Origin of the sequence: Bacillus sp. 22446, from assembly GCF_052044955.1 — a bacterium.
Taxonomy (GTDB): Bacteria; Bacillota; Bacilli; order Bacillales; family Bacillaceae; genus Bacillus; species Bacillus altitudinis.
The window spans coordinates 30,638-55,127 of record NZ_JBQEOD010000006.1 but is presented as its reverse complement, the minus strand read 5'-3'; the positions used below and the strand labels follow the sequence as shown (position 1 = coordinate 55,127).

Annotated in this window: 25 protein-coding genes and 1 pseudogene; 6 read left to right on the top strand and 20 right to left on the bottom strand. The window is 40.4% G+C overall.

Translation table 11 applies throughout. The features are described 5' to 3' along the window. Positions 1-156: 156 nt before the first annotated feature. The gene (locus ACTJJD_RS13090; protein WP_146271288.1) at positions 157-612 is read right to left on the bottom strand and encodes a stage III sporulation protein AH; all 456 of its coding nucleotides are present in this window, start codon (positions 610-612) and stop codon (positions 157-159) included. 568 nt (positions 613-1,180) lie between these two features. On the opposite strand from ACTJJD_RS13090, the pseudogene ACTJJD_RS13085 reads away from it, so the two are divergent. From ACTJJD_RS13085 to ACTJJD_RS13065, 5 genes and pseudogenes are all read left to right on the top strand, one after another. After that, positions 1,181-1,672, top strand: a pseudogene (locus tag ACTJJD_RS13085) (thioredoxin domain-containing protein); the annotation flags it as partial. Between the two features lie 84 nt (positions 1,673-1,756). Beyond that, positions 1,757-3,244, top strand: coding sequence for a thioredoxin domain-containing protein (locus tag ACTJJD_RS13080; RefSeq protein WP_440608545.1), 1,488 nt, complete (start codon positions 1,757-1,759; stop codon positions 3,242-3,244). A gap of 152 nt (positions 3,245-3,396) precedes the next feature. Further along, positions 3,397-4,167, top strand: a complete 771-nt coding sequence (locus ACTJJD_RS13075) for a SurA N-terminal domain-containing protein (RefSeq protein WP_017358711.1) — start codon at positions 3,397-3,399, stop codon at positions 4,165-4,167. A 218-nt stretch (positions 4,168-4,385) separates the two neighbouring features. Continuing rightward, entirely contained in the window at positions 4,386-5,720 is a 1,335-nt protein-coding gene (gene glpT, locus ACTJJD_RS13070) for a glycerol-3-phosphate transporter (protein WP_008343899.1), read from the top strand. Between the two features lie 92 nt (positions 5,721-5,812). After that, positions 5,813-6,694 (top strand): glycerophosphodiester phosphodiesterase, encoded by an 882-nt coding sequence (locus ACTJJD_RS13065; protein WP_017358710.1) that lies wholly within the window; start codon positions 5,813-5,815, stop codon positions 6,692-6,694. Between the two features lie 40 nt (positions 6,695-6,734). Here ACTJJD_RS13065 and ACTJJD_RS13060 read toward each other — a convergent pair whose 3' ends face one another. The 12 genes from ACTJJD_RS13060 to ACTJJD_RS13005 form a co-directional block, all read right to left on the bottom strand. Beyond that, on the bottom strand, positions 6,735-8,123 hold the full coding sequence (locus tag ACTJJD_RS13060) for an amino acid permease (RefSeq protein ID WP_144668333.1): 1,389 nt from the start codon (positions 8,121-8,123) through the stop codon (positions 6,735-6,737). 219 nt (positions 8,124-8,342) lie between these two features. Further along, entirely contained in the window at positions 8,343-9,101 is a 759-nt protein-coding gene (locus tag ACTJJD_RS13055) for a DUF4097 family beta strand repeat-containing protein (RefSeq protein ID WP_440608513.1), read from the bottom strand. Positions 9,102-9,128: 27 nt separating this feature from the next. Next, a complete protein-coding gene (locus tag ACTJJD_RS13050; RefSeq protein WP_440608512.1) occupies positions 9,129-9,800 on the bottom strand; it encodes a bacitracin ABC transporter permease in 672 nt (223 codons plus the stop codon). 28 nt (positions 9,801-9,828) lie between these two features. Continuing rightward, positions 9,829-10,461, bottom strand: coding sequence for a TetR/AcrR family transcriptional regulator (locus ACTJJD_RS13045; protein ID WP_440608511.1), 633 nt, complete (start codon positions 10,459-10,461; stop codon positions 9,829-9,831). A 129-nt stretch (positions 10,462-10,590) separates the two neighbouring features. Continuing rightward, positions 10,591-11,481, bottom strand: coding sequence for a helix-turn-helix domain-containing protein (locus ACTJJD_RS13040; RefSeq protein WP_035702976.1), 891 nt, complete (start codon positions 11,479-11,481; stop codon positions 10,591-10,593). Positions 11,482-11,574: 93 nt separating this feature from the next. Then, positions 11,575-12,519 (bottom strand): alpha/beta fold hydrolase, encoded by a 945-nt coding sequence (locus tag ACTJJD_RS13035; protein WP_440608510.1) that lies wholly within the window; start codon positions 12,517-12,519, stop codon positions 11,575-11,577. Between the two features lie 55 nt (positions 12,520-12,574). Further along, positions 12,575-12,874, bottom strand: a complete 300-nt coding sequence (locus ACTJJD_RS13030; RefSeq protein WP_017366494.1) for a hypothetical protein — start codon at positions 12,872-12,874, stop codon at positions 12,575-12,577. Continuing rightward, positions 12,871-13,089: a helix-turn-helix transcriptional regulator gene (locus ACTJJD_RS13025; protein ID WP_017358703.1), complete on the bottom strand. Its 219-nt coding sequence runs from the start codon at positions 13,087-13,089 to the stop codon at positions 12,871-12,873. Before ACTJJD_RS13025 ends, ACTJJD_RS13030 begins: the two co-directional genes overlap by 4 nt. A 184-nt stretch (positions 13,090-13,273) precedes the next feature. Then, positions 13,274-13,879 carry an ABC-2 transporter permease gene (locus ACTJJD_RS13020; protein ID WP_142153668.1) on the bottom strand — a complete coding sequence of 202 codons (606 nt, stop codon included), beginning with the start codon at positions 13,877-13,879 and terminating at the stop codon, positions 13,274-13,276. Then, complete coding sequence (locus tag ACTJJD_RS13015; protein WP_024719131.1) at positions 13,863-14,738, bottom strand: ABC transporter ATP-binding protein; 876 nt, start codon at positions 14,736-14,738, stop codon at positions 13,863-13,865. Before ACTJJD_RS13015 ends, ACTJJD_RS13020 begins: the two co-directional genes overlap by 17 nt. 5 nt (positions 14,739-14,743) lie before the next feature. After that, a complete protein-coding gene (locus tag ACTJJD_RS13010; protein WP_008343911.1) occupies positions 14,744-15,115 on the bottom strand; it encodes a GntR family transcriptional regulator in 372 nt (123 codons plus the stop codon). Between the two features lie 173 nt (positions 15,116-15,288). Next, a complete protein-coding gene (locus ACTJJD_RS13005; protein ID WP_440608509.1) occupies positions 15,289-16,416 on the bottom strand; it encodes a DUF418 domain-containing protein in 1,128 nt (375 codons plus the stop codon). 386 nt (positions 16,417-16,802) lie between these two features. Between ACTJJD_RS13005 and ACTJJD_RS13000 the strand changes: the two genes are divergently transcribed. Then, complete coding sequence (locus ACTJJD_RS13000) at positions 16,803-19,805, top strand: non-ribosomal peptide synthetase family protein (RefSeq protein WP_440608508.1); 3,003 nt, start codon at positions 16,803-16,805, stop codon at positions 19,803-19,805. Positions 19,806-19,924: 119 nt separating this feature from the next. Here ACTJJD_RS13000 and ACTJJD_RS12995 read toward each other — a convergent pair whose 3' ends face one another. The 7 genes from ACTJJD_RS12995 to ACTJJD_RS12965 form a co-directional block, all read right to left on the bottom strand. Beyond that, positions 19,925-20,122: a hypothetical protein gene (locus ACTJJD_RS12995; protein WP_072367578.1), complete on the bottom strand. Its 198-nt coding sequence runs from the start codon at positions 20,120-20,122 to the stop codon at positions 19,925-19,927. Between the two features lie 23 nt (positions 20,123-20,145). Further along, positions 20,146-20,565, bottom strand: a complete 420-nt coding sequence (locus tag ACTJJD_RS12990) for a TlpA family protein disulfide reductase (RefSeq protein WP_217816258.1) — start codon at positions 20,563-20,565, stop codon at positions 20,146-20,148. Continuing rightward, positions 20,565-21,080 (bottom strand): HEAT repeat domain-containing protein, encoded by a 516-nt coding sequence (locus ACTJJD_RS12985; RefSeq protein WP_440608507.1) that lies wholly within the window; start codon positions 21,078-21,080, stop codon positions 20,565-20,567. Before ACTJJD_RS12985 ends, ACTJJD_RS12990 begins: the two co-directional genes overlap by 1 nt. Before the next feature lie 18 nt (positions 21,081-21,098). After that, positions 21,099-22,520, bottom strand: coding sequence for a sporulation killing factor system integral membrane protein (gene skfF / locus ACTJJD_RS12980; protein ID WP_440608506.1), 1,422 nt, complete (start codon positions 22,518-22,520; stop codon positions 21,099-21,101). Further along, positions 22,513-23,235, bottom strand: coding sequence for an ABC transporter ATP-binding protein (locus tag ACTJJD_RS12975; RefSeq protein ID WP_440608505.1), 723 nt, complete (start codon positions 23,233-23,235; stop codon positions 22,513-22,515). The genes skfF and ACTJJD_RS12975 overlap by 8 nt, the downstream gene beginning before the upstream one ends. Positions 23,236-23,452: 217 nt before the next feature. Beyond that, positions 23,453-23,851, bottom strand: a complete 399-nt coding sequence (locus ACTJJD_RS12970) for a RidA family protein (RefSeq protein WP_039169392.1) — start codon at positions 23,849-23,851, stop codon at positions 23,453-23,455. Positions 23,852-23,977: 126 nt separating this feature from the next. Next, the gene (locus tag ACTJJD_RS12965; protein ID WP_007498534.1) at positions 23,978-24,490 is read right to left on the bottom strand and encodes a PadR family transcriptional regulator; all 513 of its coding nucleotides are present in this window, start codon (positions 24,488-24,490) and stop codon (positions 23,978-23,980) included.

Sequence of the window (24,490 nt, the reverse complement as noted above, 5' to 3'; positions counted from 1 at the left end):
GGAAACATTTAAAGTTCAAATCTTCTATTGGAACACAACAATACATCTTAATTAAGAAATAAATGAGAACGCCCATAACATTTTAAAAGTAAGGAAACTATCTTATTAGCCTCCTTACTTTTATATCAATACACTATTATTGAATACTAAATAGCATTAATCCCATTTTTCCATATGTACTTTTAATTCTGGTATACTTAATATCCTTTGTATCTCTGTATCATTTTCCGTATCTATATAACTTTCTTCTTCATGAGAAGATGTAACCAGCCATTCTTCTCCATTTTTGAAGAAGGACAAGTCTTCTGGTAAATTTGGTTGCTCCCAATCATATAAAGAATTTGCGAATTCTTTTAGAATACTCTTCGCATTTTTATCTGTATAATAGTAATAAACTTTTGCTGTATTGTTTAATAGCATTGTGCTAGCCCATTCTGATTGTTCTTTCATCTCTTTCAATGAACTTTCAAGTTTTTTTAGGAAGGGATCAAAAGATTTTAAAGATCCCATATCTTTTCTTAAAACTAAATGAAACTCATCACAAATGTCGAAAGCCAAATCAATTAATTTGGAGTACTGCTCACCTTTTGGATTTTGATCAATAACTAACATATCTACACCTTCTCATATACCCATTTTTTAGATTTTTTGAATGTATGTTCTTTTATGCTTCTTGAACTCAGATTATGCAACATAAGTAACTCCTGTAATAGTCACCGCTAGACCTATTGAAATTAAATGTGCTAAAAGTGCTTCTCACCAAACGAAGAGATTACTAGAATGAATAGTATATATTTATTTCCAACACCACTTTTAACACATATTTTCATAAAAACACAAAGCTATTATAACAGCTTGTTATTAATGATTAAATACACACAAGATGAATATAGTAATAAATTCCATCTAAAAGGCGTTAATATAGGTTTTCATAATTAATGAAGCGAATAAAAGAATTGAAAACAAATCTATCGAAAGTTAAAATTTCCACAGCAGTCCCTATCAATCTTTAACCTAATTATAGTTTTTTGATTTTTGCTCAGTTTCAAAATAAAGAACTATCGGTTACTATCCTACGTAACTTTTTTGAAGTAGTACTATCTAAATTCAAATGAAATTCCTTAAGCCCATCACCCTTTACACTCAAAAAGATTTGATAAATATGAAAGGAGGAGATTCCATGTCTACTAACAATAAACCCAACAGATTAATCACTGAAAAATCTCCATACCTTCTCCAACATGCTTATAACCCAGTCAACTGGTATCCATGGGGAAAAGAAGCATTTGATAAAGCAAAAAAAGAAAACAAGCCTTTGCTGGTAAGCATCGGCTATGCCACTTGTCACTGGTGCCACGTCATGGCACACGAAAGCTTTGAAGATCAACAAGTCGCTGACATCCTAAACGAGCATTTCATTTCAATCAAAGTCGATCGTGAGGAGCGTCCAGACATTGACTCGATGTATATGTCCGTTTGTCAGATGATGACTGGGCAAGGCGGCTGGCCGCTCAACGTGTTTGTCACGCCTGATCAAAAGCCGTTTTATGCGGGGACTTATTTTCCAAAAAGAAGTGCTTACGGCCGTCCCGGCTTCATTGAAGCACTGACGCAATTGCTGGATGCTTATCACAACGATCGTGATCATATTGAATCATTGGCAGAAAAGGCAACAAATAATCTGCGGATCAAGGCAGCAGGGCAGACAGAAAATACGCTCACTCAGGAGTCGATTCACAAAGCCTATTATCAGCTCATGAGCAGCTTTGATACGCTGTATGGCGGCTTCGGTTCTGCACCTAAATTTCCCGCACCTCATATGCTCACGTTTCTCATGCGTTATTTTGCATGGACAGGGCAAGAAAATGCGTTATATGCTGTCACAAAAACGTTAAACGGCATGGCAAACGGCGGTATTTATGATCATATTGGTTCTGGATTTACTCGATATTCAACAGATGAAAAATGGCTTGTGCCGCATTTTGAAAAGATGCTGTATGATAACGCCTTGCTGATAGATGCCTACACCGAAGCCTATCAAATCACTCAACACACTGAGTATGAAAAGCTTGTTCAAGACCTCATTCAATTTATCAAACGAGACATGATGAATCGTGACGGCTCTTTTTATTCGGCAATCGATGCCGATTCAGAAGGAAAGGAAGGGCAATATTACGTTTGGACAAAAGAGGAGATCATGACCCATTTAGGTGATGACCTCGGCACTTTATTTTGTGCGGTCTATCACATCACAGAGGAAGGAAATTTTGAAGGACAGAACATCCCTCATACCATTTCCACCTCATTTGATGACATCAAGGCAGCATATTCAATCGACGACAAAACCCTCCATTCCAAACTGCAATCCGCTCGACACATCTTACTCACTGTAAGACAGCAGCGACCTGCACCGCTAATCGATGACAAGGTACTCACCTCGTGGAATGCGCTGATGATTTCCGCACTTGCCAAAGCAGGGAGTGTCTTTCATGAAAAAGAGGCCATACGCATGGCAAAACAGGCAATGTCTTTTCTAGAAACACACCTCGTCCAGCAGGAACGGCTCATGGTCCGCTACAGGGAAGGGGACGTGAAGCATCTAGGCTTTATCGAAGATTATGCGCACATGCTCACAGCTTATATGTCTTTATACGAAGCGACCTTTGACCTAGATTGGCTGACAAAAGCCAGAGCCGTTGCTGAAAATATGTTTGAACTGTTTTGGGATGAGCAAATCGGGGGCTTTTTCTTCTCAGGCTCAGATGCAGAAGCGCTTATCGTTCGTGAAAAAGAAGTATACGACGGAGCCATGCCGTCTGGTAACAGTACTGCACTCCAACAGCTTCTGAAACTAAGCAGAATGATCGGACGTCAAGACTGGATCGAAACACTAGAGAAGATGTTCAGCGCCTTTTACGTCGATGTCTCTTCCTATCCAAGCGGACATACCGCCTTTTTACAAGGACTATTAAGCCAATATGCCGTAAAACGAGAAATCATTATTCTCGGGAAAAAGGGCGATCCGCAAAAAGAACAGCTTCTACAAGCATTGCAAAAACGATTCATGCCATTTGATCTCATTTTAACTGCCGAAACAGGGCAAGAATTAGCAAGGCTCGCACCTTTTGCAAAAGATTACAAAACGATCAACGACAGCACGACAGTCTATATTTGTGAAAACTACAGCTGCCGCAAGCCGATCACCAATCTCGACGAAGCGATGGAACAATTATTCCAAACTTGAGCTGTCATATGATGACTATGAGAAGACAAAATGAGGACAAACAGATAAAAAACATGTCAATCCGCTAACAATTCGTCTATACGGTTTTATTTTTCCTCTAAAACGGTTAGAATGCGCACTAGATGTTCTCATACCGAAGGGAGAGAAAATAATTGAAAAAAGTATCATATACACTCATTGCTTGTCTGTTATCAGTGGGGCTTGCAGCCTGCTCATCAAACGATGCGAAACAGGATAAGCAAAACGATTCAGCCAATAGCAAGGAAACAACACAGGCTGACCAAAAAGAGCAGCAAAAGCAAATGGAAGAGATGCAAAAGAAATTAGACGCACAAAAAATTGATGATCAAAAGGTCGTTGCGACCGTCAACAAAGATAAAATCACAGGAAGTGAATACAATAGCGCCCTATCAACCATTCAAGGTCAACTTCAGCAGTCAGGACAAGACCCAACATCTAAAGAAGGCGCAAAAGCTGTCAAGAAGCAAACCATTGATGCGCTCGTAGGTCAAGAGCTCATCCTGCAAGATGCTGAGAAGAAGGGCTATAAAGCCTCTGACAAGCAAGTCGATAAGCAGCTAAAAGAAGAAAAGAAACAATTTAAAGACAATGCTCAATTTGAAGAAGCACTCAAAAAGAGCGGACTGACAATGGATCAGCTAAAAAGTGATATTGCCGACAGCATCAAATACAGCCAATATGTCGACAAAGAAATTAAATCAGCCTCTGTGTCTGAAAAAGACGTCAAAGCGTACTATGACCAATACGCCGAACAAATGAAAAAGCAAAAACAAAAAGCACCTGATTTCAAAGACGTCAAATCACAAATCAAGAAGCAGTTAGAATCTCAAGAAAAACAAAAAGAAGTACAAAAAGAAATTGATCAACTAAAGAAATCTGCAAAAATTGATGTATCAATTTAACCACTATTAAAAATCCGCCATTGTGCGGATTTTTTTCATGACTTCATGAACTGTTTTTCCAAAATAATGACAAAAGCCTCATCATAAACATCTTCTCCATCCGATATGATGGGAGTACAAAAGAAAGCGTTATCAATTCTTTTGTCTCTGAAAAAGTACAAGATCAAAGACAGACCTCGTACTTTTGTTTCAGTCATATCTACAAGAGGAGGATGTTTATGTTCAAATGGTTTAAACCGGCTCCGCATATCGACAGGCTCGATGATGCCAAAACAGACGAAACCTATAAACGGCTGCGGCTGCAAGTCTTTTTGGGGATCTTTATCGGATATGCGGGCTACTATTTGTTGCGCAAAAATTTCGCATTTGCCATCCCTTATTTACAGGAAGAGGGGTTCACAAAAAGTGAATTAGGCTTTGTACTGGCGGCTGTTTCAATCGCTTATGGATTTAGTAAATTCATTATGGGGATGATCTCAGACCGGTGTAACCCAAGATACTTTTTAGCCGCTGGACTCTTTCTATCAGCTCTTATCAATATTCTTTTTGTCTCATTTCCATGGGTGACATCCAGTGTATGGATCATGTTTTTATTCATGTTCTTAAACGGCTGGTTTCAAGGAATGGGGTGGCCGCCATGCGGACGAACGATGGCGCATTGGTTTTCGGTGAGTGAACGTGGTACGAAAATGTCCATTTGGAACGTCGCTCACAATATCGGCGGGGGGATTCTTGCACCGCTTATTACATTAGGAATTGTTTTGTTTGCGACGTGGAAAAGTATCTTTTTCTTCCCTGCCATCATCGCCATTATCGTCTCCTTCGTCATCATTCTTCTCGTACGGGACACCCCGCAATCCGCTGGTCTTCCGCCAATTGAAGAATACCGAAATGACTATCCGGCACAACAATATGAAGATCAAGAAAAAGAATTAACCGTAAAAGAGATTTTGTTTAAATATGTACTCAACAATAAATTCCTTTGGTATATCGCCATTGCCAACGTCTTTGTGTACTTTGTCCGTTACGGGGTCGTAGACTGGGCACCTACCTATTTAACAGAAGCAAAAGGATTCTCACCAGAGCATTCACGCTGGTCTTATTTCCTTTATGAATATGCAGGCATCCCTGGTACATTATTGTGCGGGTGGATTAGTGACCGCTTCTTTAGAAGCCGCCGCGCACCTGCTGGCGTCCTCTTTATGATCGGCGTATTAATTGCGGTTCTTGTGTACTGGTTAAACCCTGCTGGCAATCCAATGGTTGATAACATTGCCCTCATCAGCATCGGGTTTTTAATTTACGGACCCGTCATGCTCATTGGACTGCAAGCCATTGATCTCGCTCCGAAAAAAGCCGCTGGCACTGCTGCCGGGTTGACAGGATTCTTTGGATATATTGGTGGCTCTGCTTTCGCTAATGCCATGATGGGTGTCGTCGTCGATCACTATGACTGGACAGGAGGTTTCATTTTACTAGTTGGTTCTTGTATCCTTGCGATTGTGTTCCTCGCCATGACATGGAATACAGGAAAGCGCGTAGAGCAAGCTTAATGAAAATCACATAAAAGATTCATCTCCGCCCAACATGCCCTTTACATCTATTTCTTATGATGGAGGCAGTTACCGTAAAAGGAGGATAAAATATGAAGAAAAGTAGATTACTTGCTTTCGTGTTACTCTCTTTTGCTTTACTGTCTTTTGGTTGGGTGCCGACCACCATATCGGCACATGAACATCTTTTATCTCCAGATCGCATTTTAACCGTTGCACACCGCGGAGCATCAGGGTATGCCCCAGAGCATACCCTAGCTTCCTACAAGCTCGCCACAAAGATGAATGCAGATTACCTCGAACTCGACCTTCAAATGACAAAGGATGGACACCTCATCGTCATGCACGATGAAACGGTTGACCGGACGACAAACGGAACAGGCTGGGTCAAAGACCTCACACTTGCCGAAATCAAACAGCTCGATGCCGGTGCATGGTTTAACGAAGCCAACCCCGACAAACAAAATGCCCACTTTATTGGACAGCAAGTCCTCACATTAGATGAGGTATTACGCTACTTCGGTAAACGAGAAAATTATTATATTGAAACCAAAAAACCAGACATCTATCCGCAAATGGAAGAAAAACTATTGGCCGTCTTAAAGAAACATCATCTTCTTGGAAAACATACGAGAAAAGGGCAGGTCATCATCCAATCTTTCAGCCAAGAAAGTCTATTAAAATTGCAGAAACTCGCCCCTCGGCTTCCAAAAGTACAGCTATTAGATAGAGCGCAAATGACGTCTATTACAGATGATCAGCTCGACTTCATCAAATCGTATGCAGTGGGGGTCGGACCGAATTTTAGAGCTTTGACACTTGAAAATGTACAGCAGGTCAGAAGCCACGGACTCCTCCTTCACCCATATACGGTAAACAGCGAAGCAGACATGACACGTCTTCTGCAATACGGCGTCACCGGTCTGTTCACCAACTTTCCAGATGTCTTTCAGCGTGTCAAAGCTTCTCTGTAAACGACAAAAGCCTTGCGGGTCCACTCCGCAAGGCTTTTGATTATTTCACCGTTTGATCAGAAGAAGCTGTTTCAATCGGTTTTCGTTTACCAATTCCAAATACAAAAAAGCTAAGCGCCACTAAAATCAAGAACCCAATTGCCACAATGAGAGAAATTCGTGTATCCTGATTAATCAGCATAAACACAAGCACCATCAGCAAGAATCCGATTGTCAAATAGTTAGAAAATGGCGCAAGCGGCAGCTTAAACGGATGATTATCAAGCGCTGCCCCCTTCGCTTTTCTGAAGCCAATATGACTAATCAAAATGACAAACCAAGGCACCATACCAGGAAGGACACTCGCACTATACACATAAACGAAAATGTTTGGCGGAGAAACATAATTTAAGACCACCCCAACCGCTAAACCAATCAGCACAGCAAATGTCCCAAAATACGGTACACCATTCTTCGAAATTTTTGTAAAGAAAGCAGGTGCCTGTCCATTCACACCTAATGTATAAAGCATACGTCCCGCACTGAAGATTCCACTATTACAGCCGGACATGGCTGCTGTAATGACAACAAAGTTAATAATACCTGCTGCTGCCGTAATTCCAATTTTCGCAAACGTCGCCACAAATGGACTGCCAAGCGTATTCAGCTGATCCCACGGATACACCGTTACGATGACAAAGATCGCACCGATATAGAAAATCAAAATACGCCAGATGATGCTTTTGATGGCATTTGTCAGCGTCTTTTGTGGATTTTGCGCCTCACCTGCAGTAATCCCAATGAGCTCTACCCCTTGATAGGCAGCAATCACTAGGGACAATGCAAACAAGAAACCGCTAAATCCACCTGTAAAGAATCCGCCGTGCGCCCAAAGGTTAGACAAACCAATCGCTGTTCCACCATTGCCAAACCCAAAGAAAATAATGCCTAAACCTGCAATGATCATTAAAATAATCGTCACAATCTTGATCATCGCAAACCAGAATTCAAACTCACCGAATGACTTAACCGAAATTAAGTTGGCCGCACCTAAAATGATCATGGCGATTAATCCGGGAATCCACGCCGGTAACTCCGGGAACCAATATTTCATATAAGCGCCTACGGCGATAATCTCAGACATTCCAACAATGACCCACTGGAACCAGTTACTCCAAGCTGTCATATACCCCGCAAGCGGATGAATATATTGATGCCCAAATGTAGCAAACGATCCCGTACTCGGTTCAAGATACAACATTTCTCCCATCGCACGCATAATAAAAAAGATAAAAATACCACACACTGCGTACGCGAGAAGAACCGATGGACCTGTCCATTGAATGGCTTTAGCTGACCCCATAAATAAGCCAACACCAATTGTGCCGCCAAGCGCAATCATTTGAATATGTCGAGCACTTAACCCTCTCTTTAATTCCTTTTGAGCCACTTCTATTCCCCCTCATCAACAAACAACATAAAAAATAAAAAATCAGAATTTTCATTCTGATTCAAAATCTTCAATCTTTCGATGTATATTATCATAATAAATCTACCCTTAAAAAACAATTGTTTTTTTGAGGAAAACACTATTAACAAAATATTCTGACATAAAAAGATATTCAAATTATTTTATATTGATATATCGAATCAGAGGATCATCATCGCTTCAATGCCCATCACTTAATAGAAAAGAACCTCCCCTTATATCGACCTCAAAGCTTTTCCCTCCATTTTTATAAACCATTCTATCCTGATCATCCACACAAGGAAAATCATTGTGAAAAGTACCTGATCTTTTCTTCACATAACAAATAAATCCATCATTTTCCGGAATTGCCACTTTGACAGATGATCCAGTTGACGTCGATTTGAGCGAATGCAGCATGACCTTTGAATGTATCTGTACCCTTCTGCCTATTAAATTCAGATCAATATCTGAAAAAGCACCTACCATCTCCACTTTTGACGAAGTAGTACGCAGGCTCAATGTCTGCGTGTTGAGCTGTTGACTAGAGATAAGTCCACCCACTGTGTGCAAGCGCAGATGCTTGATTTCTCCCGTAAACATGGACTTTCCAGAAATCAATTGGCATTCAGCCTCCTTCACCTTCAGTCCATCCAAGAATAGATTTGCTCCTTTACAATGAATAGACAAGGACTGTAACTGTGCCTGAGGGAGATAAATCTCCAAATTCGTTTGATGAAGATGAAGCCCCAAGCTGATCGCTCGTTTTCTTTTATCTTGAATGACTAGCCTGCCTTCCTGCACTTGATGATGCAGTAAATACCGATGGGGAAAAACGTGATTGGTGGTCTGCTTCATCAATACATAAGGATGTTCATGGTGATAAAGGCGAACATCTCCCACCAGCCAGTTTAACGAAAGTTCCGTTATTGCTTCTTCAATTTGAACCGTATGCTTCACATGCCTCCATCCTTTTCCCATCATGAATTACCTCGTTTGCAGCCGGCCGATGCGGCTCCACAATTCCAAGATCACAATGAGAATTGCCGAGATCATCACTCCTGACAGGACGAGGTTCAATTGATCATTTCCATAAATGGCCAGCGATATATTTCCTAAAACAGCACATAAAACAATGGCAGTCAGGACGGTCATCAAAACAGATTTCTTCCTCAACCCGATTCTCATCGCCATCAAACCAATCGCTTGAACACAAACAATCAACACAAAGAGTGTTTTCATCAATTGAAACAGAGCACCTGCCGTCAGCGTATCATGGACAATAGGGAAGAACATTTCAGACATACTAAACACAACAAACGAAGGAATGATACTGCACATCATCGCAAACGTTGAAAGGCACACCATCCATATCATATGAGAAAGGAATCTCACTGAATTGGATGTGCGTTCCTGATCAACAGTCTTTCCTACACGCCAATACAGCATAGCTGTGATGATAGAAAAAAAGATCATCCATACTGTACTCGTTAACAAATAAATATTCGTATATTGCTGAAAACCCTGTTCGCGTTCAATTTTTGCAGCAAACGCAATAAAATAGATGAATACTAGCAGCACAATACTCGCAATGAAACTAGCTTGAATATACTGCTTCATGTGGCCTTTTCTTAGCTCAACCTTCATAAAATGAATCATACGTCATCCTCCTATCAGTTGGCATTCTTTATCTTTCGGGCAGATCATACCCGCCAATTTCAGCATAGTGCGCTGTCACCTTTTGAATAAATAGATCACTCACAATATCCACGCCAAGACCCTTCATCATCTGCTTTAAAAAACACAAACGCTGGACAGTTTCTTCATGATTGCGTACAAACAATGTGGGATTCAACCATATATTCACAAGAAGCAAAAATACTTCTGCCACTTCACCAGGAAACTTAGTTTCCATCGAACCATCCTCAATCCCTTCAATGATTAACTGTTTGATTCTCAAAGCATCCTGAGTGACACCTGTCTTCATGCCTTCAATCACAAATTGCGGATTTTTCATCTGATCAACCAAGATCCCATCAATCGAATGAGACTGCGGGTCTGCCACAAGCTGCTCTAGGATCAGCTGGAGCTTCTCTTTCGCATGAGCTGCTTCCGTATGCTCAATTAACTCCTCAAGCTTCTCGGTTGCGTAACGAAACTGCCGATCCATCACGCCGCGTAATATTTCATCCTTCGATTTAAAATGATGATAAATAGCCCCTTTAGACATATTCAATTCATGGATAATATCTTGCAAACTTGTCTTTTCAAATCCCTTTTCCTGAAACAACTTTGTCGACACGTCCAAAATTTGCTGCATCGTCTTTTCTGGATACTTATTTCGCGCCAGTTCAAACGCCTCCTTTTACATACCGACCGTCGGTATGTTTATTTATATTTTTCATTATAAACGGTTCATGCAGATTTGTATACAACAAAAAAAGACCGCTCACACGGTCTCCTCAAGCTCAAAATGCAAATTCATCGGCACATCTGGCAGAGCCGAAGCCTCCACCATATTCGTTGTAGGTGTTTTCTCATTCACTTCCTCAAATCGAAAACCGTCAGCCCAGACTGTTCCATGACCGCTGAGCAGCACTCCAAAATGAATGGATTCACTGCGCGTAGGAACATCTAATACGATCGCATATTGATTCCATTCCGTAGAATCTGTCACAGGTCGATTCTGCATATTATCAAACTGCACCGTATCACCCTTTCCGTCATCTACCCGCATCCAAATTCCTGCTGAAGATACATTCTCTGTTTTCAAGAAAGCAGAGAGCTTCAACCGCTTGCCTGCATACTCTTTTGCTTGAAACCCCTGCATCATCGTCGCAAACTGTCCTTCTTGTACGCCTTCTTTAGATGATAAAACACCTGATTGCTTTCCCGTATGAAATTCTGCTGTATCAACACCCATCTCATACATATGCGGATGTGAACCACTCAAACCCCAGCCAGGTACTGCTTCATGTAATGTCATCGAATCTTCCTCCTTTTTCATTTGCATGTCTCTCATCATGGACCTGTACATTCCGGGAGGTAAGGAATACAAATGCTTAAAAGCACGCGTAAAGGCTTCCTGCGATTGGAATTGTAACGAAAAAGCGATGTCTAAAATCCCCTGATCCGTATACAAAAGAAGCTGTGCAGCCGTAGCTAATCTTCGTTTCCGCACATATTCCCCCATCGACAGCCCGGTTTCTCGTTTAAACACACGCAGCAAATGAAAATGTGAATATCCTACTTTCTCAGGCACCTGTCTCAGCGACAGCTCATCCATCAAATGCGACTCCAAATAAGAAATCACCTCTTGCGTCACCCGACTATACATCATCTCCCTCACCTCTTCTTGATCATAAAACAAATCAGTTCACTCGTTTTGATCAAAATTGCGATGTTTCATCTGTCCAGCTGAGGAGGAAAAACGCTAACGTGAGCGCTCGTTGTTCGATAGAAACTCCCTCACACCATCTGCGATTTCTTTTGATTTCGTATGATGCAAATAATGGCCGCCTTTGAAAGTAACGACTTTTCCGTGGTCTACATTTTTCAGCAGCTCTTCATGCATTGGTTTCCAGTTTGGTGTTTCTTCCTCCGTTTGATCCGCTAGGTAGAAAACAACAGGGAGACGCTTAGGAAAATGTAAACGCTCTGCATTTTTAAAGTTATTTGTGAAATTTTCCGCCTCACTCGCTTGGCTTTCATTCAAGAAATTTCGAAAGGTCAGCATTTTGATTTGATCTTTCGTTTGTTGATCCACGTTAGGCATCAACAGTTGATCTGGATTCACTTTCAATAACAATCTGTAAAAGCCAGATTGATTGAGCAGCTGCAAGCTAGAAACCGGCAATTCTTCCGTTTCCTGTTGAGGAACACTTGTATCAATGCCGACAAAGGCTTTGACTTCTTTTTCGTATTGATTCACATATTCTAATCCATAGATGCCAGCAATCGAATGACCCATCAGCGTATATTTTTTAATGTTAAGTTTCTGCAAACATTCATGAATCTCATCCACAATGTTTTGACTTGTCCTTGCTTTATCTGTGTCGTCACTTAAACCATAACCAAACGGTTCAATTACAACAACTCTATAATATGGCGATAACTCCTTGACTAACGGTTTAAAATCAAGCACGGGTGAAGCAGTTCCATAGCCTGGGAGAAGGACAATCGTTTCTTTCCCATCGCCTTGAATGAGCACATTCATTTGCTTCCCATCCACCAAGACCTTTTGCCCATAAGCTTCTATTTTCCCCTGTTCTCTTTCATTACTAATTAGATTCACAACATAAACACTGGCTACAAATACAACCAAGATAGTCAGAATGGTACATAGAGCAATCAGCATTATTTTCAGTAATTTTTTCAATATTTTTTCTTCCCTTCATGATGAAGTACCCTAGCTTGCATCCGCAGATAAAAGATTAGTATTTTCTTTCACAATAGATAATGCCAATTGTATTTGCGCAAACACTTGATACATACATAAACGTAATCGCTATATAAAACCATTCCGTTGGAGATGATAATTCATGAACAAAAGCTTGAATGACAGCCACCAATATATAGGCTAATGCCACACCTACAATTGAAAAACTTCCAGCTTTCGCTAAAATAAATTGGCCCCGTTCATCCTGTTTATATTCACGGCTTTTCTTAAATTGAAAGACCGTACTTAAGATAGAAAGGATAATCAGAGAATAAAGTATGATCGTTGTCATCATCGCTGTTGTTCCTCCTTGTCAACCTCTTGAAAAACGTCATATAAATCAACTTCAAATGTTCTCGCAATTTGAAATGCTAGTTTTAAAGACAAAGAATATTTACCATTCTCAATCGCTGCCACAGTTTGACGAGTCACACCTAACTTCTCTGCCAAATCCTTTTGTGTCCAGTCTTTTTCTGCCCGTAATACTTTCATTCTATTTTTAATTTCCATTTCAAATTCCTTTCTTAAAGGATGATTTATTTAACAATATGTTAAAAATAATTAACATTATGTTAATTAACAATAACCTCTTTTCTTCTGTATGTCAATTTCACCGGATGCAAAAAAGAATCATCCATTTTGAAAGGCCTACCTCAAAATGAATGATTCTCTATAAATGATGTGATCATCTGATTTAAAACACTTTCCTCTGGTAAATCGCAGTAGAAAGTCCCCAAGATAGCAAGTAGATGAGCATAATCAGTACAGTTGATCCCGTATATACAATAGGGATCGATAAATTCATGATAAAATCAGTGATCCCACTGAATTGCTCTGCTAAATAGAAAACAACAGGCGGTCCCATAGCAGATAATACGATAAAGCCAATGATCACTGCCGTTGTGATATAACCAGGCTTTAAGATATAAAACAATGGAAACGTACATGCTGCGAACAATAAAAACAACCCGCTGCCAATCGCAATATCTGACAGCGAAAACAGCTTCCCAAACACAAATAATGCAGCACTTGTCAGCACGATCGCAATACTCATATAGAAAATGGCGCCAAGATAACGTGATGCGATAATTTCTTTACGTGTATAGGGCAAGGAATTTAATAGAATATTCGTTTCTGCCTTCTCATCGTACGCATATGTGTTAAATGGAATGAAGACACTAGCAACTAGAAACGTCAATACCGGATGTACATCCATGAAAATAAAAAATAAGATAAACGGAAGAAAAATCATCAGTTGCTTCTTTTGCAAAATCACATCACGCTTAATTAAATGAAACATGCGCAACCCCGCCTTTCAAATAAAACATGATATCCTCAAGCGACGCCGGTTCAATCACAACAGCATCCCCAAAAATAAGTTTCACCTCATCAATCCGATCTGTTAATGCTTCAAATCCGGCTGCCGTACGCTGAATATGGATAAACGCCTTTTCTGTGTCTCGATCCAGCAAATCCAGGCTCCCCTTCACCAGCGCATAATTCTCCGCCACCTCATGAATCGACTGTTGAAAGACCAATCTTCCATTTTGTATAAACGCAATATAATCCGCGATGCGATCTAAATCAGTCGTCATATGCGTTGAGAAAAAAATCGTTCGGTTTCCATCAATCATCAATTCTTGTAACGTGCCGAGCAGCTCTCTTCTAAAGACCGGATCTAAACCAGCAGTTGGTTCATCCATGATAATCAGCTCTGCATGGTGCGACAGCGCAATTGCAAGCGATGCCTTCATCTGCATCCCTTTTGAAAATGTTTTAATCGCTTTATTCAGCGGCAGACCAAACTGTTCAATATATTGATAAAATAGTCTATCATCCCAGCGTTTATAGGCAGGTGCCACAATCCGTTTGATGTCTTTTAAATTCAATCCTGGGAAAAAAACATTAGCATCGTAAACAAAGCCAATTCGTTCCTTAATCTCTTTTTCATGGGTGCGATAATCTAATCCAAAAATTTTAACCTCACCAGAATCTGGTTTTAACAAATTCATGATCATTTTAATCGTAGTCGACTTACCAGCTCCATTTTCTCCAATAAACCCAGTAACAAAGCCCTTTTTGACCTGTAAATCGAGATTCTGCACAGAAAAGTCTTTGAACCGTTTTGATACTCCTTTGAATTCAATCACATGCTCCACTCTTCTCACTCCTCATACAAGAACTTTAATAACTGCTGCAATTCATCAAAAGATAAGCCTAATTCCTTGCCGTTTGTAACAACCGCTCCAAGCTGTTCCTCAATCACCTTCAATTTTTTCTCTCTCATGACCTCTAGGTTTTGCTCGGCAACAAATGATCCCTTACCGACAATCGAATAAATAAATCCTGCCTTCTCTAACTCTTCATATGCACGTTTTGTTGTGATGACGCTGATTTGTAAATCCTTCGCCAGCTTTCGGATAGACGGCAGTCCCGCACCTTCTGCAAGCTCACCCGTTAAGATCAACGATTTAATTTGCGTCGTAATTTGCTCATAGATAGGCTCCTTAGAATGGTTAGAAATCGTAATTTGCATATAAAAACCTCTTTTTTCTGTACTGGTATTCGCAATGAAATATTGTATATACACTATATATACATTATATACACATTGAGAAAATATTCAACTCCTTTTATGAACTTTTTTGAATGCGATCCAACTAAAAAACCGCACAGCTCTTCAGCCATGCGGTTCCTCAACAAATCAACTTATCTCCAATATACCCATTTTCCCATAAGCCATTCCACAGGCCCTCTTCTCCACTTTTTCAAATAGAGATAGCTGATGAACAGCTGAGCTGTGTATAATCCAACAGCAAGTAGCAGTCCAAACATTGAGCCCATTTGTCCGAATAACCCAAGTCCGTAAGAATAGAAAATCGTTGTACAAATAATAGATTGTGCTAAATAGTTTGATAAAGACAATCGGCCCAGTCCTGCAAGCAGACGTTTCAACCCTTGTGCAGCCTTTGAATAGTAGAAGACAATAAAAGCTTGAATATAACCGATCGTCAGGACATAGGCTCCTAACGTCAGCACCATTTCACTCCAAGGAGCATCACTGAACGTTGCACATTTTAGCGCGAGCCCGATCAAAATCATCCAGATCCAGCCTTTACGATAAGCCATTCCTCGATCTTCTTCTGTCAGATGACCTTTTTTCCCGATCGCCATGCCAAGCAGTGCAAACGGACCGATCATGATAGGAGCATAGAGAAGACTTAAAATTGGTGTCAGAGTAAGTGTTACAATTGCCATAATGATGGAGACGATGACCATATCATCTTCGATTGTAATCCGGCTCAACACAATATCGCCATATGTACCAGTTCCATATACATTTGTTAATAATTCAGAATTTCCGTAAATAAAATTCATTAGAGATGGATAAATCACTAAAGATACGGCACCTAAAATACCCGACCATATAAACACTGTTTTGATTCGGCTGTGTATAAACATCATTAGGAAAAACGTACAAGCTCCATAATAGAGAAGAATGTCACCATTCCAAATAAAGATTAAATGCAACATCCCAAGCACAATAAGACCAAAGCCGCGGCGGACGACGATGGCATTCGTATTCAGCCCCTTGGCCTTTGTAGATTCAATCAGTTTGATAAAAGAATACCCAAACAAAAAGGAGAAAATCGGATAAAATGACCCCTGGAACAAGATTTCCGTCACATATACCCCAAACTCCTGTCCCCATATGCTCGGATCAAACATCTTCTCAAAATCATAATCATATTGAAAATTAAGCATATTCACAATCAAAATACCTAATAAACTAAAACCACGTAAACTATCAATAAACTCAACCCTAGATCCCTTCAACACGACAGCTCCTTAAACAATATATAACAAATTTAAGATATACCTGTATATTTTACCAAATATTTTTCGAAATATTATATATATTTCTAATAAAAAAGTGATCTTTCATCCTATCAGTGAATCCAGCCTATCTTATGATTCAATTTCCCCCTATTTTCATCTCCTCTTGATCATCAAAACGCTCATTCAAGGAAAAAGCCGAGGGTCCCTTACATTTTATCTCTAAATAGCACAATATATCTGCATATTAATTAAATTATTACATAAATTTTACATTTTATTGTTAATATGACCTTCATTGACAATGAATATTTCTTCATATACACTTTGGGTGGATTTAGGAATAACATTCCTAATCTATCAAATTCTAGAGGGGGAATATCATCATGAATGATCAAAATTTATGTGATATCATGAGACACCACGCCACTCACACGCCGCATCATCCAGCTTTAGCGTGCAACCATCAGAACATCACATATGCTGAACTTGAGAAACAAAGTAACCAGTTCGCCAATTACCTTATCAAAATGGGCGTAACGAACGCTTCTCATATTGGCCTAGCCTTAGAAAGATCACCACAATTGATTGTCTCTATTCTCGCTATCACCAAAATAGGAGCCGTTTATGTGCCTATAGATATAAATTACCCTAGTGAACGTATTCAATTTATGGTTGAAGATGCCGAACTATCGTTTTTACTCACAACATCACATGTCACTCAAAGCATAACCTCCTTGCCTATTCCTACTATCTACTTAGATAAAGAAAAACATCTCATCCTTACACAATCAACGTCAAACCCGTCTTTTGATGTCAAACCTTCTGATGCCGCTTATATCATGTATACCTCTGGCACAACAGGAAAACCAAAAGGTGTTGTCATTACACATAGATGTATCATGCACCTAACGCATAATCCTTCCTTTCTGCCCGTTAATTCTTCTGATACGTTAGCATTATTATCTACCATCTCTTTTGATTCCTCTACATTTGAAATATGGTCCGCTTTATTAAATGGAGCGACACTTGCTATTCCGCCTTCTGGAAAACTGACTCCTGAACTCGTCAGTCAAACCATTAAAAATTATGATGTATCCATTCTTTTTTTAACTACTGGATTGTTCAACTTGATGATGGAGTCACACCTGAACGATATCAAAACAGTTAAATACATCGTCTCTGGCGGAGATGTCATGTCTCCTCAAGTCGTTCATCAAGCATTAAAGGAGCTCCCACATACGACCATCATTAATGGCTATGGCCCGACAGAAAATACAATCTTCACAACAACCTTTCAACTGCCAGACACCTGGGATGATCTCGTCAGTATACCAATTGGCAGACCTGTAGCAGGAACCATCATTGACATCACAAATGAACAAGGTGAATCTGTCTCTCAAGGACAAATAGGGGAACTCATCACTTCAGGAGATGGACTAGCATTAGGCTACTGGCGAAGAGAAAACCTAACAAAGGAACGTTTCATCGAACGGGATGGAAGAACCTATTACAAAACAGGGGATCTTGTTCGACAACAACCTGATGGGCTGATTGAATATATTGGTAGAAAGGATGACCAAGTCAAAATTAGAGGCTTTCGTATTGAGCTTAGCGAGATTGAGCATGTGTTGATCCAGCACCCAAGTGTTAAATCCTGTTTGGTGACAGCCACAGAAGTTATACCTGGGGATAAACGCATCATTGCATACATCATTCCATCCAACAAAAAGACATGGGATCTATATAACATTCAAACTTATGCAAAGAAAACATTCCCTGATTTCATGCGCCCTGCACATTATGTTCTATTGACAAACTTCCCTACGACCACAAATGGAAAAGTCGATCGAAAAGCACTACCAAGATATCATTTCGACAGACCCAAACTGCAAACTGAATATGTCGCACCAACTAATCAAACCGAAGAAGCACTCTGTGAAATATGGACAGACCTATTAAAGGTAGAGCCCATTGGCACAAACGATCACTTCTTCGACTTAGGAGGAAACTCCATCCTTGCCGCCAAAACCTTAATGCGTATGCAGGAAACATTACACGTTGAACTACCTGCCAGCACCCTTTATGAACATCCTACGATTCAACAAGTTCATCGTATGCTACAAAATCAAACACCTGAGCCGAAACAACAGCTCACATCAGAGGGATTTTTAGATGAAAAGATTCAGCCAAAGCACCTATTCGATTCTAAATCCTTTAAGCAGAATGCCGTGTTATTAACAGGAGCAACCGGCTTTCTAGGCGCTTATCTCATTAAAGAGCTTGTTCGAATGAATCCCTCCATCCAAATCTATTGTGTCATCAGAGCAAGAGACAAAGAGCACGCAAGACAGAGAATACAAGTAAATATGGAGAAATATCACCTATGGGACGAACATTATCTGAAACAACTAAAACCGATTGTAGGTTACTTGGACAAGCCTCAACTAGGGCTCTCAACAGAGGAATTTCAACAACTCGCCCAAACCATTGATGCCATCTATCATAATGGAGCAAAAGTCAATTACGTTCAGCCCTATCACATGCACAAGGATACAAATGTCACCGGCACAGAAAATATCATCAAACTCGCCTGCACAGAACAGGTAAAGCCTGTTCATTTCTTATCGACCATTGCCATATTCGGACCTGCCGGGTATCTAGATGGCACGACCGTTCTTTTTGAAGATACATCCATCGATGCTTATCTTCCTATTGTAGAAAAGGACATTGGGTACTCTCAAAGTAAATGGGTGGCAGAAAAAATCATGTGGGAAGCAAAAAAACGTGGCGTGCCGATCACAGTCCTTCGCCCCGGCTTCATCATGGGCGACAGTCAAACAGGCGTTCATAATACAGAGGATTACATGGCGAGACTAATCAAAGGATGCATCCAATTAAAGGCTTACGGTGAGCTACCGAATCAACGAAAAGAATTCGTACCCGTCGACTTTGTTTCGAAAGCCATTACAACCATATGCAAGGATCCAGCCAACTTCGGCAAAGCCTATCACCTCGTTCCACCTCAAGAAGAAAGCATGGAATTAAGTGAATATTTTCAAAAAATCACAGAAGAAATAGGCTATCCATTAGAAAAGAAAACATATGACGATTGGATAGAAGCACTCATGAAGGTAAGCGGTCAACACGCAGACAACGCTCTTACGCCATTTCTTCCAATGCTCACTGAAAAGGTAGAACGAAACAAAACAGTCTGGGAACTATACGAAAACATGGCACACTTTGACTCAACAAATACTCAAACGGTTCTCCAAGCACACGGAATGACCTATCCCCCTATGGATGATCATTTAATCAAACGCTATTTCAAATACATGGAGGACATTGGATTTTTAAAATTTGATTCAAACACTGCTCTGAGAATATAAAAGCATTCCCTTGTTTTTAAACTCAATACAGGAAGTAATAAAAGGTTGGATGCAACATCCAACCTTTTATTACTTCCCTTTCATCAACTGTACCTTTCTAAATCACCTCTGTAGAAAACTCATGCCTTATGATCTTTTTCTTCTTTAAAAAGCGCACGCTTCACATAAAACAAAATCCCCAATCCAAACAAAATCAACGGCAACTCCCAGTCTGCAGAAATCGGTAGCCATGTCAACAGCATGAGAATCAGCAAAACAGCTCCCACACCTGCATAAAAGACCACCGTTTTTTTCAATTCTTGGTTTGATTGAAACAAAACGCTCCCCTCCATAACTCTAATTATGATCGTCTTTCTAGTTTTTTTAATATCTTTTCCCAGCCGGTATCTCCCATTTTCCGATCAATTAATTGTCCCTCTTTATCTATGAGGCAAAAACTTGGCAATCCTTGAATTTTATATTTTGTGACAATCTCATAATCTTGATCCAACACAATGGGAGCAATGAGATTCTTTTCCTCCGCATATTTCGAAACAACCTCTATCGATTTTTCTTCTTCCGTATATGGAACATGGACACAGGTTAAATGGATACTCAACTGATCCACACTATGTAGAATGTGGTCGGTTAATTCTTCACAATGCGGACAGTTAACTGACCAAAAATAAAGAAGCTGAGTATGCCCTTCAGGTAAACATCGCTGCTGTGAAGAATGAATCCAAGGAAGGTGCTCAGGCCATTTAAGTATTTGCGTTTCCACTACTCATCCCCCTTTTCTTTTAATTGAAAAGCGATGATTTTTCCTAGTGCCTCTTCTGCGGCAAAAGGGGCCACATTTCCTGATGGATTCTCTTGTTCCTGTTTTAGGCACTCGTACATATTTTTTTCGATTTTTGATGGGTCAATCCAAGAGATACACCACGACGCCCAAAAACAAGTAGGACCCTCGTAACGCTTTGCCAAAGGCAGAAGAAATGGCAAACTAGGCTGACCAATTCTCATGAGTGAGATCGCAGCCGCCATTCTTGTCTCCTCTTCTTCACTTTCTAACAGTTTGGCAAGAGCTTCTGCTGCGTCCCCTGCATCTGCTCCAAATTCACCAAGTACCGCTGCTGCAATATTCCGCAAAGAACCCTCTACTTTTAAGGCTTCAACAAGCACTGGCACTGCCTCTTTTCCTGATTTCCTTAACTCCCCCATTGCTTGAACGATCGTTACTTCATTGGTATTGACTAAACGTTGAACCGATTGGGATAGCTTATCTTCTGGTTTCATGACAATCAACTCCTCTTTTTAATGAGTCCCACGGCATCGATAACACATCACATAACATACACATCCAGCAAATACACATGTCATCGTTGTAAACCAGCCATTAGTGAACAGATGAATCCCAATGATGACCGCAGCACTTATGACAGATCCGATGAGCAATGATCGATAATAGATGCCCAAAGAAAGACTCGCTTCTCGTCTCAAAGGCTGCGTAAAGGCAAAGAGCCGTATGGTCAAAAACCAAATATAAACCCCTACACCATAAATGGCCCAATACAATACATCATGAATCTCTAACAAGATAAGAGAAATCAAGTAGACACCATACAACCAAAAGGTTTGAAACACTTCCAATAGAAGAATCTTTTGATATAAAGCACCCGGAAAAAGATACAGTACTCCCGTTTGCCCGTGTCTTACAATCCCAGCGTAATATGAACTGAGCAGGACAGATGCACCAATGACCAGAAAGAATAGAGTCAACCAATCTGAAAAATAAGAACTGACGACATAGTAAGTACCGATCAACAGCATGGTAGATAACAGGTGGAAGGTAGCATACTTTTTGATCATCAATATTTCTAGCCAAAGGAAAGCCCAGATGCCCGTTAATGATGAAAGCCCCCACCACGTCTTGCTTTTCTTTGGACTTATTGGATTTGCATGAACCTGTTTCCCCTCAAATTCCTCCCAAAATGCCGCCTCTTTGACTAACGACTCCATCATCTCTATACGATGACTCGACCTGTACATCATCATGAAAGATAAAATCATCACTCCAAGTAATATCAATACAGAAATGAATGAAAACTCCTCTATCATGCGTCCGACTTGATACATCAAAGAAGCAGATATCTCCATCATAGACGACTGTTTCAATATCAATTGATTCAAAGTGAGCAATGAAAGACAACCAAACATCAGTATAAAACCAATGAAGAGCACTCGCTTATATACTTGAATATTTCTTGCACAAGATACCGCAATCATCCATGTTTCGATCATACATAACAGCGCTGTTAACAGGAGTGATTTACCAAGTAGAAAAAAGTACTGCTGCTTCAAACAAAGAAGGAGGATATCAGCCATCACAGCAGAAACAATGAGAAAAGCACATCGCCAAAAAATGTGATATACCCATACACTTATCACAACTGTCCATAAGGAAGCACCACTTCCATACAACCACATGATATCGTTCATCTGACTAGGCAGCCTATTCGAAAACAAGCCAAAGCCAGTATAAAGAACAAATAAAACGACAATGATCCATCCAGCTGTACTTGCATTCCAATCGCCCATACTTGAGACTGCGCTCAGCTGAAAACCGATGGCAGCCATCATAAGTAGCAAGATCAGGAAGGGCATTTTCTTTTCTTGATTTTTACTGATCAAGCGCCTTTGGGATTTCATCCATAAAAGGGAAAGCGTGTTATTCACTAGACCACTCCCCTAAGAGTTGAATGACTTCTGCCCGCCACTTCATTTGTTCTTCCTGCCGCTTAGGAACAGCGATACTTTTCATGATGGCACCATCTCGAATCAATATCACCCTGCTAGCCGTATCAAGAACAAACTCTAGGCTATGAGTGGACACAAGAATCGAACCTCCTTGAAGGCTCTTCTGTATCAGCCAATCTGACAACCATTGTTTCGAAGGGATGTCTAACCCAACAGTCGGCTCATCTAAAATAAAAAGGGAGGCATCTTGCACAATGGCCCCTGCTAAGACGACACGCTGTTTTTGACCCCTTGAAAGCCTTCCGCACAATTCGTTCATCTTCATTTCGATATGTACTTCTTTCAACGCCTCAAATACCTTCTCTTTGATCTGTTTTAAACCTTTATGATAGCCCCTCGCACGGAATTGAACATGTTCAGCAACCGTTAAATCTGGGTACAAATATGGCTGATCTGGAATAAGAGCTACTTGTTTTTGGACATGGGAATGACCAGGAGGAAATCCCTCTATGAGTATTTCCCCTTGATCAGGTTGATAGAGACCTGTTAAACATCGAATGGTTGTCGTCTTCCCCGCACCATTAGGCCCAAGCAGCGCCACAACCTCCCCTGCTTCAATGGAAAATGAAAGGCCCTCTATCCCATCACCATTGCTATATCGTTTGCTTACATTCTGAACCTCCATAACTGGCATCAAATCTCTCCCTTTTATTAGAGTGATGTATGCTGATCTATGGTGTTTTTACGGTGGAATGTAAATGTAATTAGACCCACTCATTATTTACCATAATATTACCATATGAGGTATAAAAGGGTAAGAGAATTATAATCATTTAAAATACTAAAAGATAACAAAACAAAAAAGATTGGGCATCAATGATCCCAACCTTTTATCTATTAAATAAACCAATTCAAACCGAATCCATATCCCGACAAGCCCATGCATCCACCTCGACCTTTAAAGCAGGTGAAGCCAAAGCCACCACATAAATCATCGTCATACAAGGCAGGTGGTCTCCTAAAAACTGACCCATGATTCGTTTTCTACTCTCAGCATCAAACTCACCTACCAAATAAAACACAAGCTTCGTTATATCTTCTACTTTCATATCTGCCGCTTCTACATTGCGTTTTACATTCTCTAACGCTAGCTCGAGCTGTTCCATCGGGCTCGCTGGGATGGTCCCATCGACTTCCATCCCCACTTGCCCTGATAAGGTTAACCACCGCTGCGGCCCTGTTGTCTCTATTTGATGGATGTACGGTGCAACTGGTGCGTGAATGGTCTCAGGATTACGTGATGTTTTCATTGATCAAACCCCTTTTCTGAAAATACAATCAATTTCCACCTATCATACCAAACTTTCTTCCCATCCTATCTGCATATGCTCCGAACGAAGCCAAAAAAAAGACCTTTCTTCAAAAGAAAGACCTCTCTAAAATGATGACCCGCTCCGATGCTCAATTTGATGAATCCAATTCAAATCCGCCTCTAAATGAAGCAGCGTGCCAGAAATCAATAAGTACCGACTCTCATCACCTTGCACAAGACATTCCGTTTTTAGCTTCGTGAGTTCCATCACATCTTTCATGATGACGGCTTTCTGCTGCTGAAGCATTTCTTTTTCTTGATGAAATCTGATTTTCCGTGCACAGCCCCATTTAAAGTGAAAATCATCCTTTGCAGCATGATACGGAACAGGCGCCAACAGCCATGATTCCAGCTCTTGTCTGCCTTCTTCCGTCACGTCGTACAGCTTTCGATCTTGGTCATCTATTCCCACTGCTGTCACCAATTGATCACGAATTAACCGATCAAGCGTCGTGTATATTTGACCCGGGTTGATTTTTCCTTTTATTCCGAGCAATGACTCCAGCTCTAGCTTTAATTCATATCCATGATGTTGCTGCTGACAGAGCGATGTTAAAATTCCGTATTTCACTGACAT

Bases quoted from the DNA above. Each gene is read 5' to 3' on its own strand.
- ACTJJD_RS12970 (WP_039169392.1), bottom strand. From the start codon at position 23,851: ATGAAAACATCACGTAATCCTGAGACCATTCACGCACCAGTTGCACCG.
- ACTJJD_RS13010 (WP_008343911.1), bottom strand. From the start codon at position 15,115: ATGCAAATTACGATTTCTAACCATTCTAAGGAGCCTATCTATGAGCAA.
- ACTJJD_RS13045 (WP_440608511.1), bottom strand. From the start codon at position 10,461: ATGCAGCAAATTTTGGACGTGTCGACAAAGTTGTTTCAGGAAAAGGGA.
- ACTJJD_RS12985 (WP_440608507.1), bottom strand. From the start codon at position 21,080: ATGAAACCAGAAGATAAGCTATCCCAATCGGTTCAACGTTTAGTCAAT.
- ACTJJD_RS13030 (WP_017366494.1), bottom strand. From the start codon at position 12,874: ATGATGACAACGATCATACTTTATTCTCTGATTATCCTTTCTATCTTA.
- ACTJJD_RS13020 (WP_142153668.1), bottom strand. From the start codon at position 13,879: ATGTTTCATTTAATTAAGCGTGATGTGATTTTGCAAAAGAAGCAACTG.
- ACTJJD_RS13050 (WP_440608512.1), bottom strand. From the start codon at position 9,800: ATGATTCATTTTATGAAGGTTGAGCTAAGAAAAGGCCACATGAAGCAG.
- ACTJJD_RS13025 (WP_017358703.1), bottom strand. From the start codon at position 13,089: ATGGAAATTAAAAATAGAATGAAAGTATTACGGGCAGAAAAAGACTGG.
- ACTJJD_RS13000 (WP_440608508.1), top strand. From the start codon at position 16,803: ATGAATGATCAAAATTTATGTGATATCATGAGACACCACGCCACTCAC.
- ACTJJD_RS13090 (WP_146271288.1), bottom strand. From the start codon at position 612: ATGTTAGTTATTGATCAAAATCCAAAAGGTGAGCAGTACTCCAAATTA.
- ACTJJD_RS13065 (WP_017358710.1), top strand. From the start codon at position 5,813: ATGAAGAAAAGTAGATTACTTGCTTTCGTGTTACTCTCTTTTGCTTTA.
- glpT (WP_008343899.1), top strand. From the start codon at position 4,386: ATGTTCAAATGGTTTAAACCGGCTCCGCATATCGACAGGCTCGATGAT.
- ACTJJD_RS13080 (WP_440608545.1), top strand. From the start codon at position 1,757: ATGAGCAGCTTTGATACGCTGTATGGCGGCTTCGGTTCTGCACCTAAA.
- ACTJJD_RS12965 (WP_007498534.1), bottom strand. From the start codon at position 24,490: ATGTCAGTGAAATACGGAATTTTAACATCGCTCTGTCAGCAGCAACAT.
- ACTJJD_RS12975 (WP_440608505.1), bottom strand. From the start codon at position 23,235: ATGCCAGTTATGGAGGTTCAGAATGTAAGCAAACGATATAGCAATGGT.
- ACTJJD_RS13040 (WP_035702976.1), bottom strand. From the start codon at position 11,481: ATGATGTATAGTCGGGTGACGCAAGAGGTGATTTCTTATTTGGAGTCG.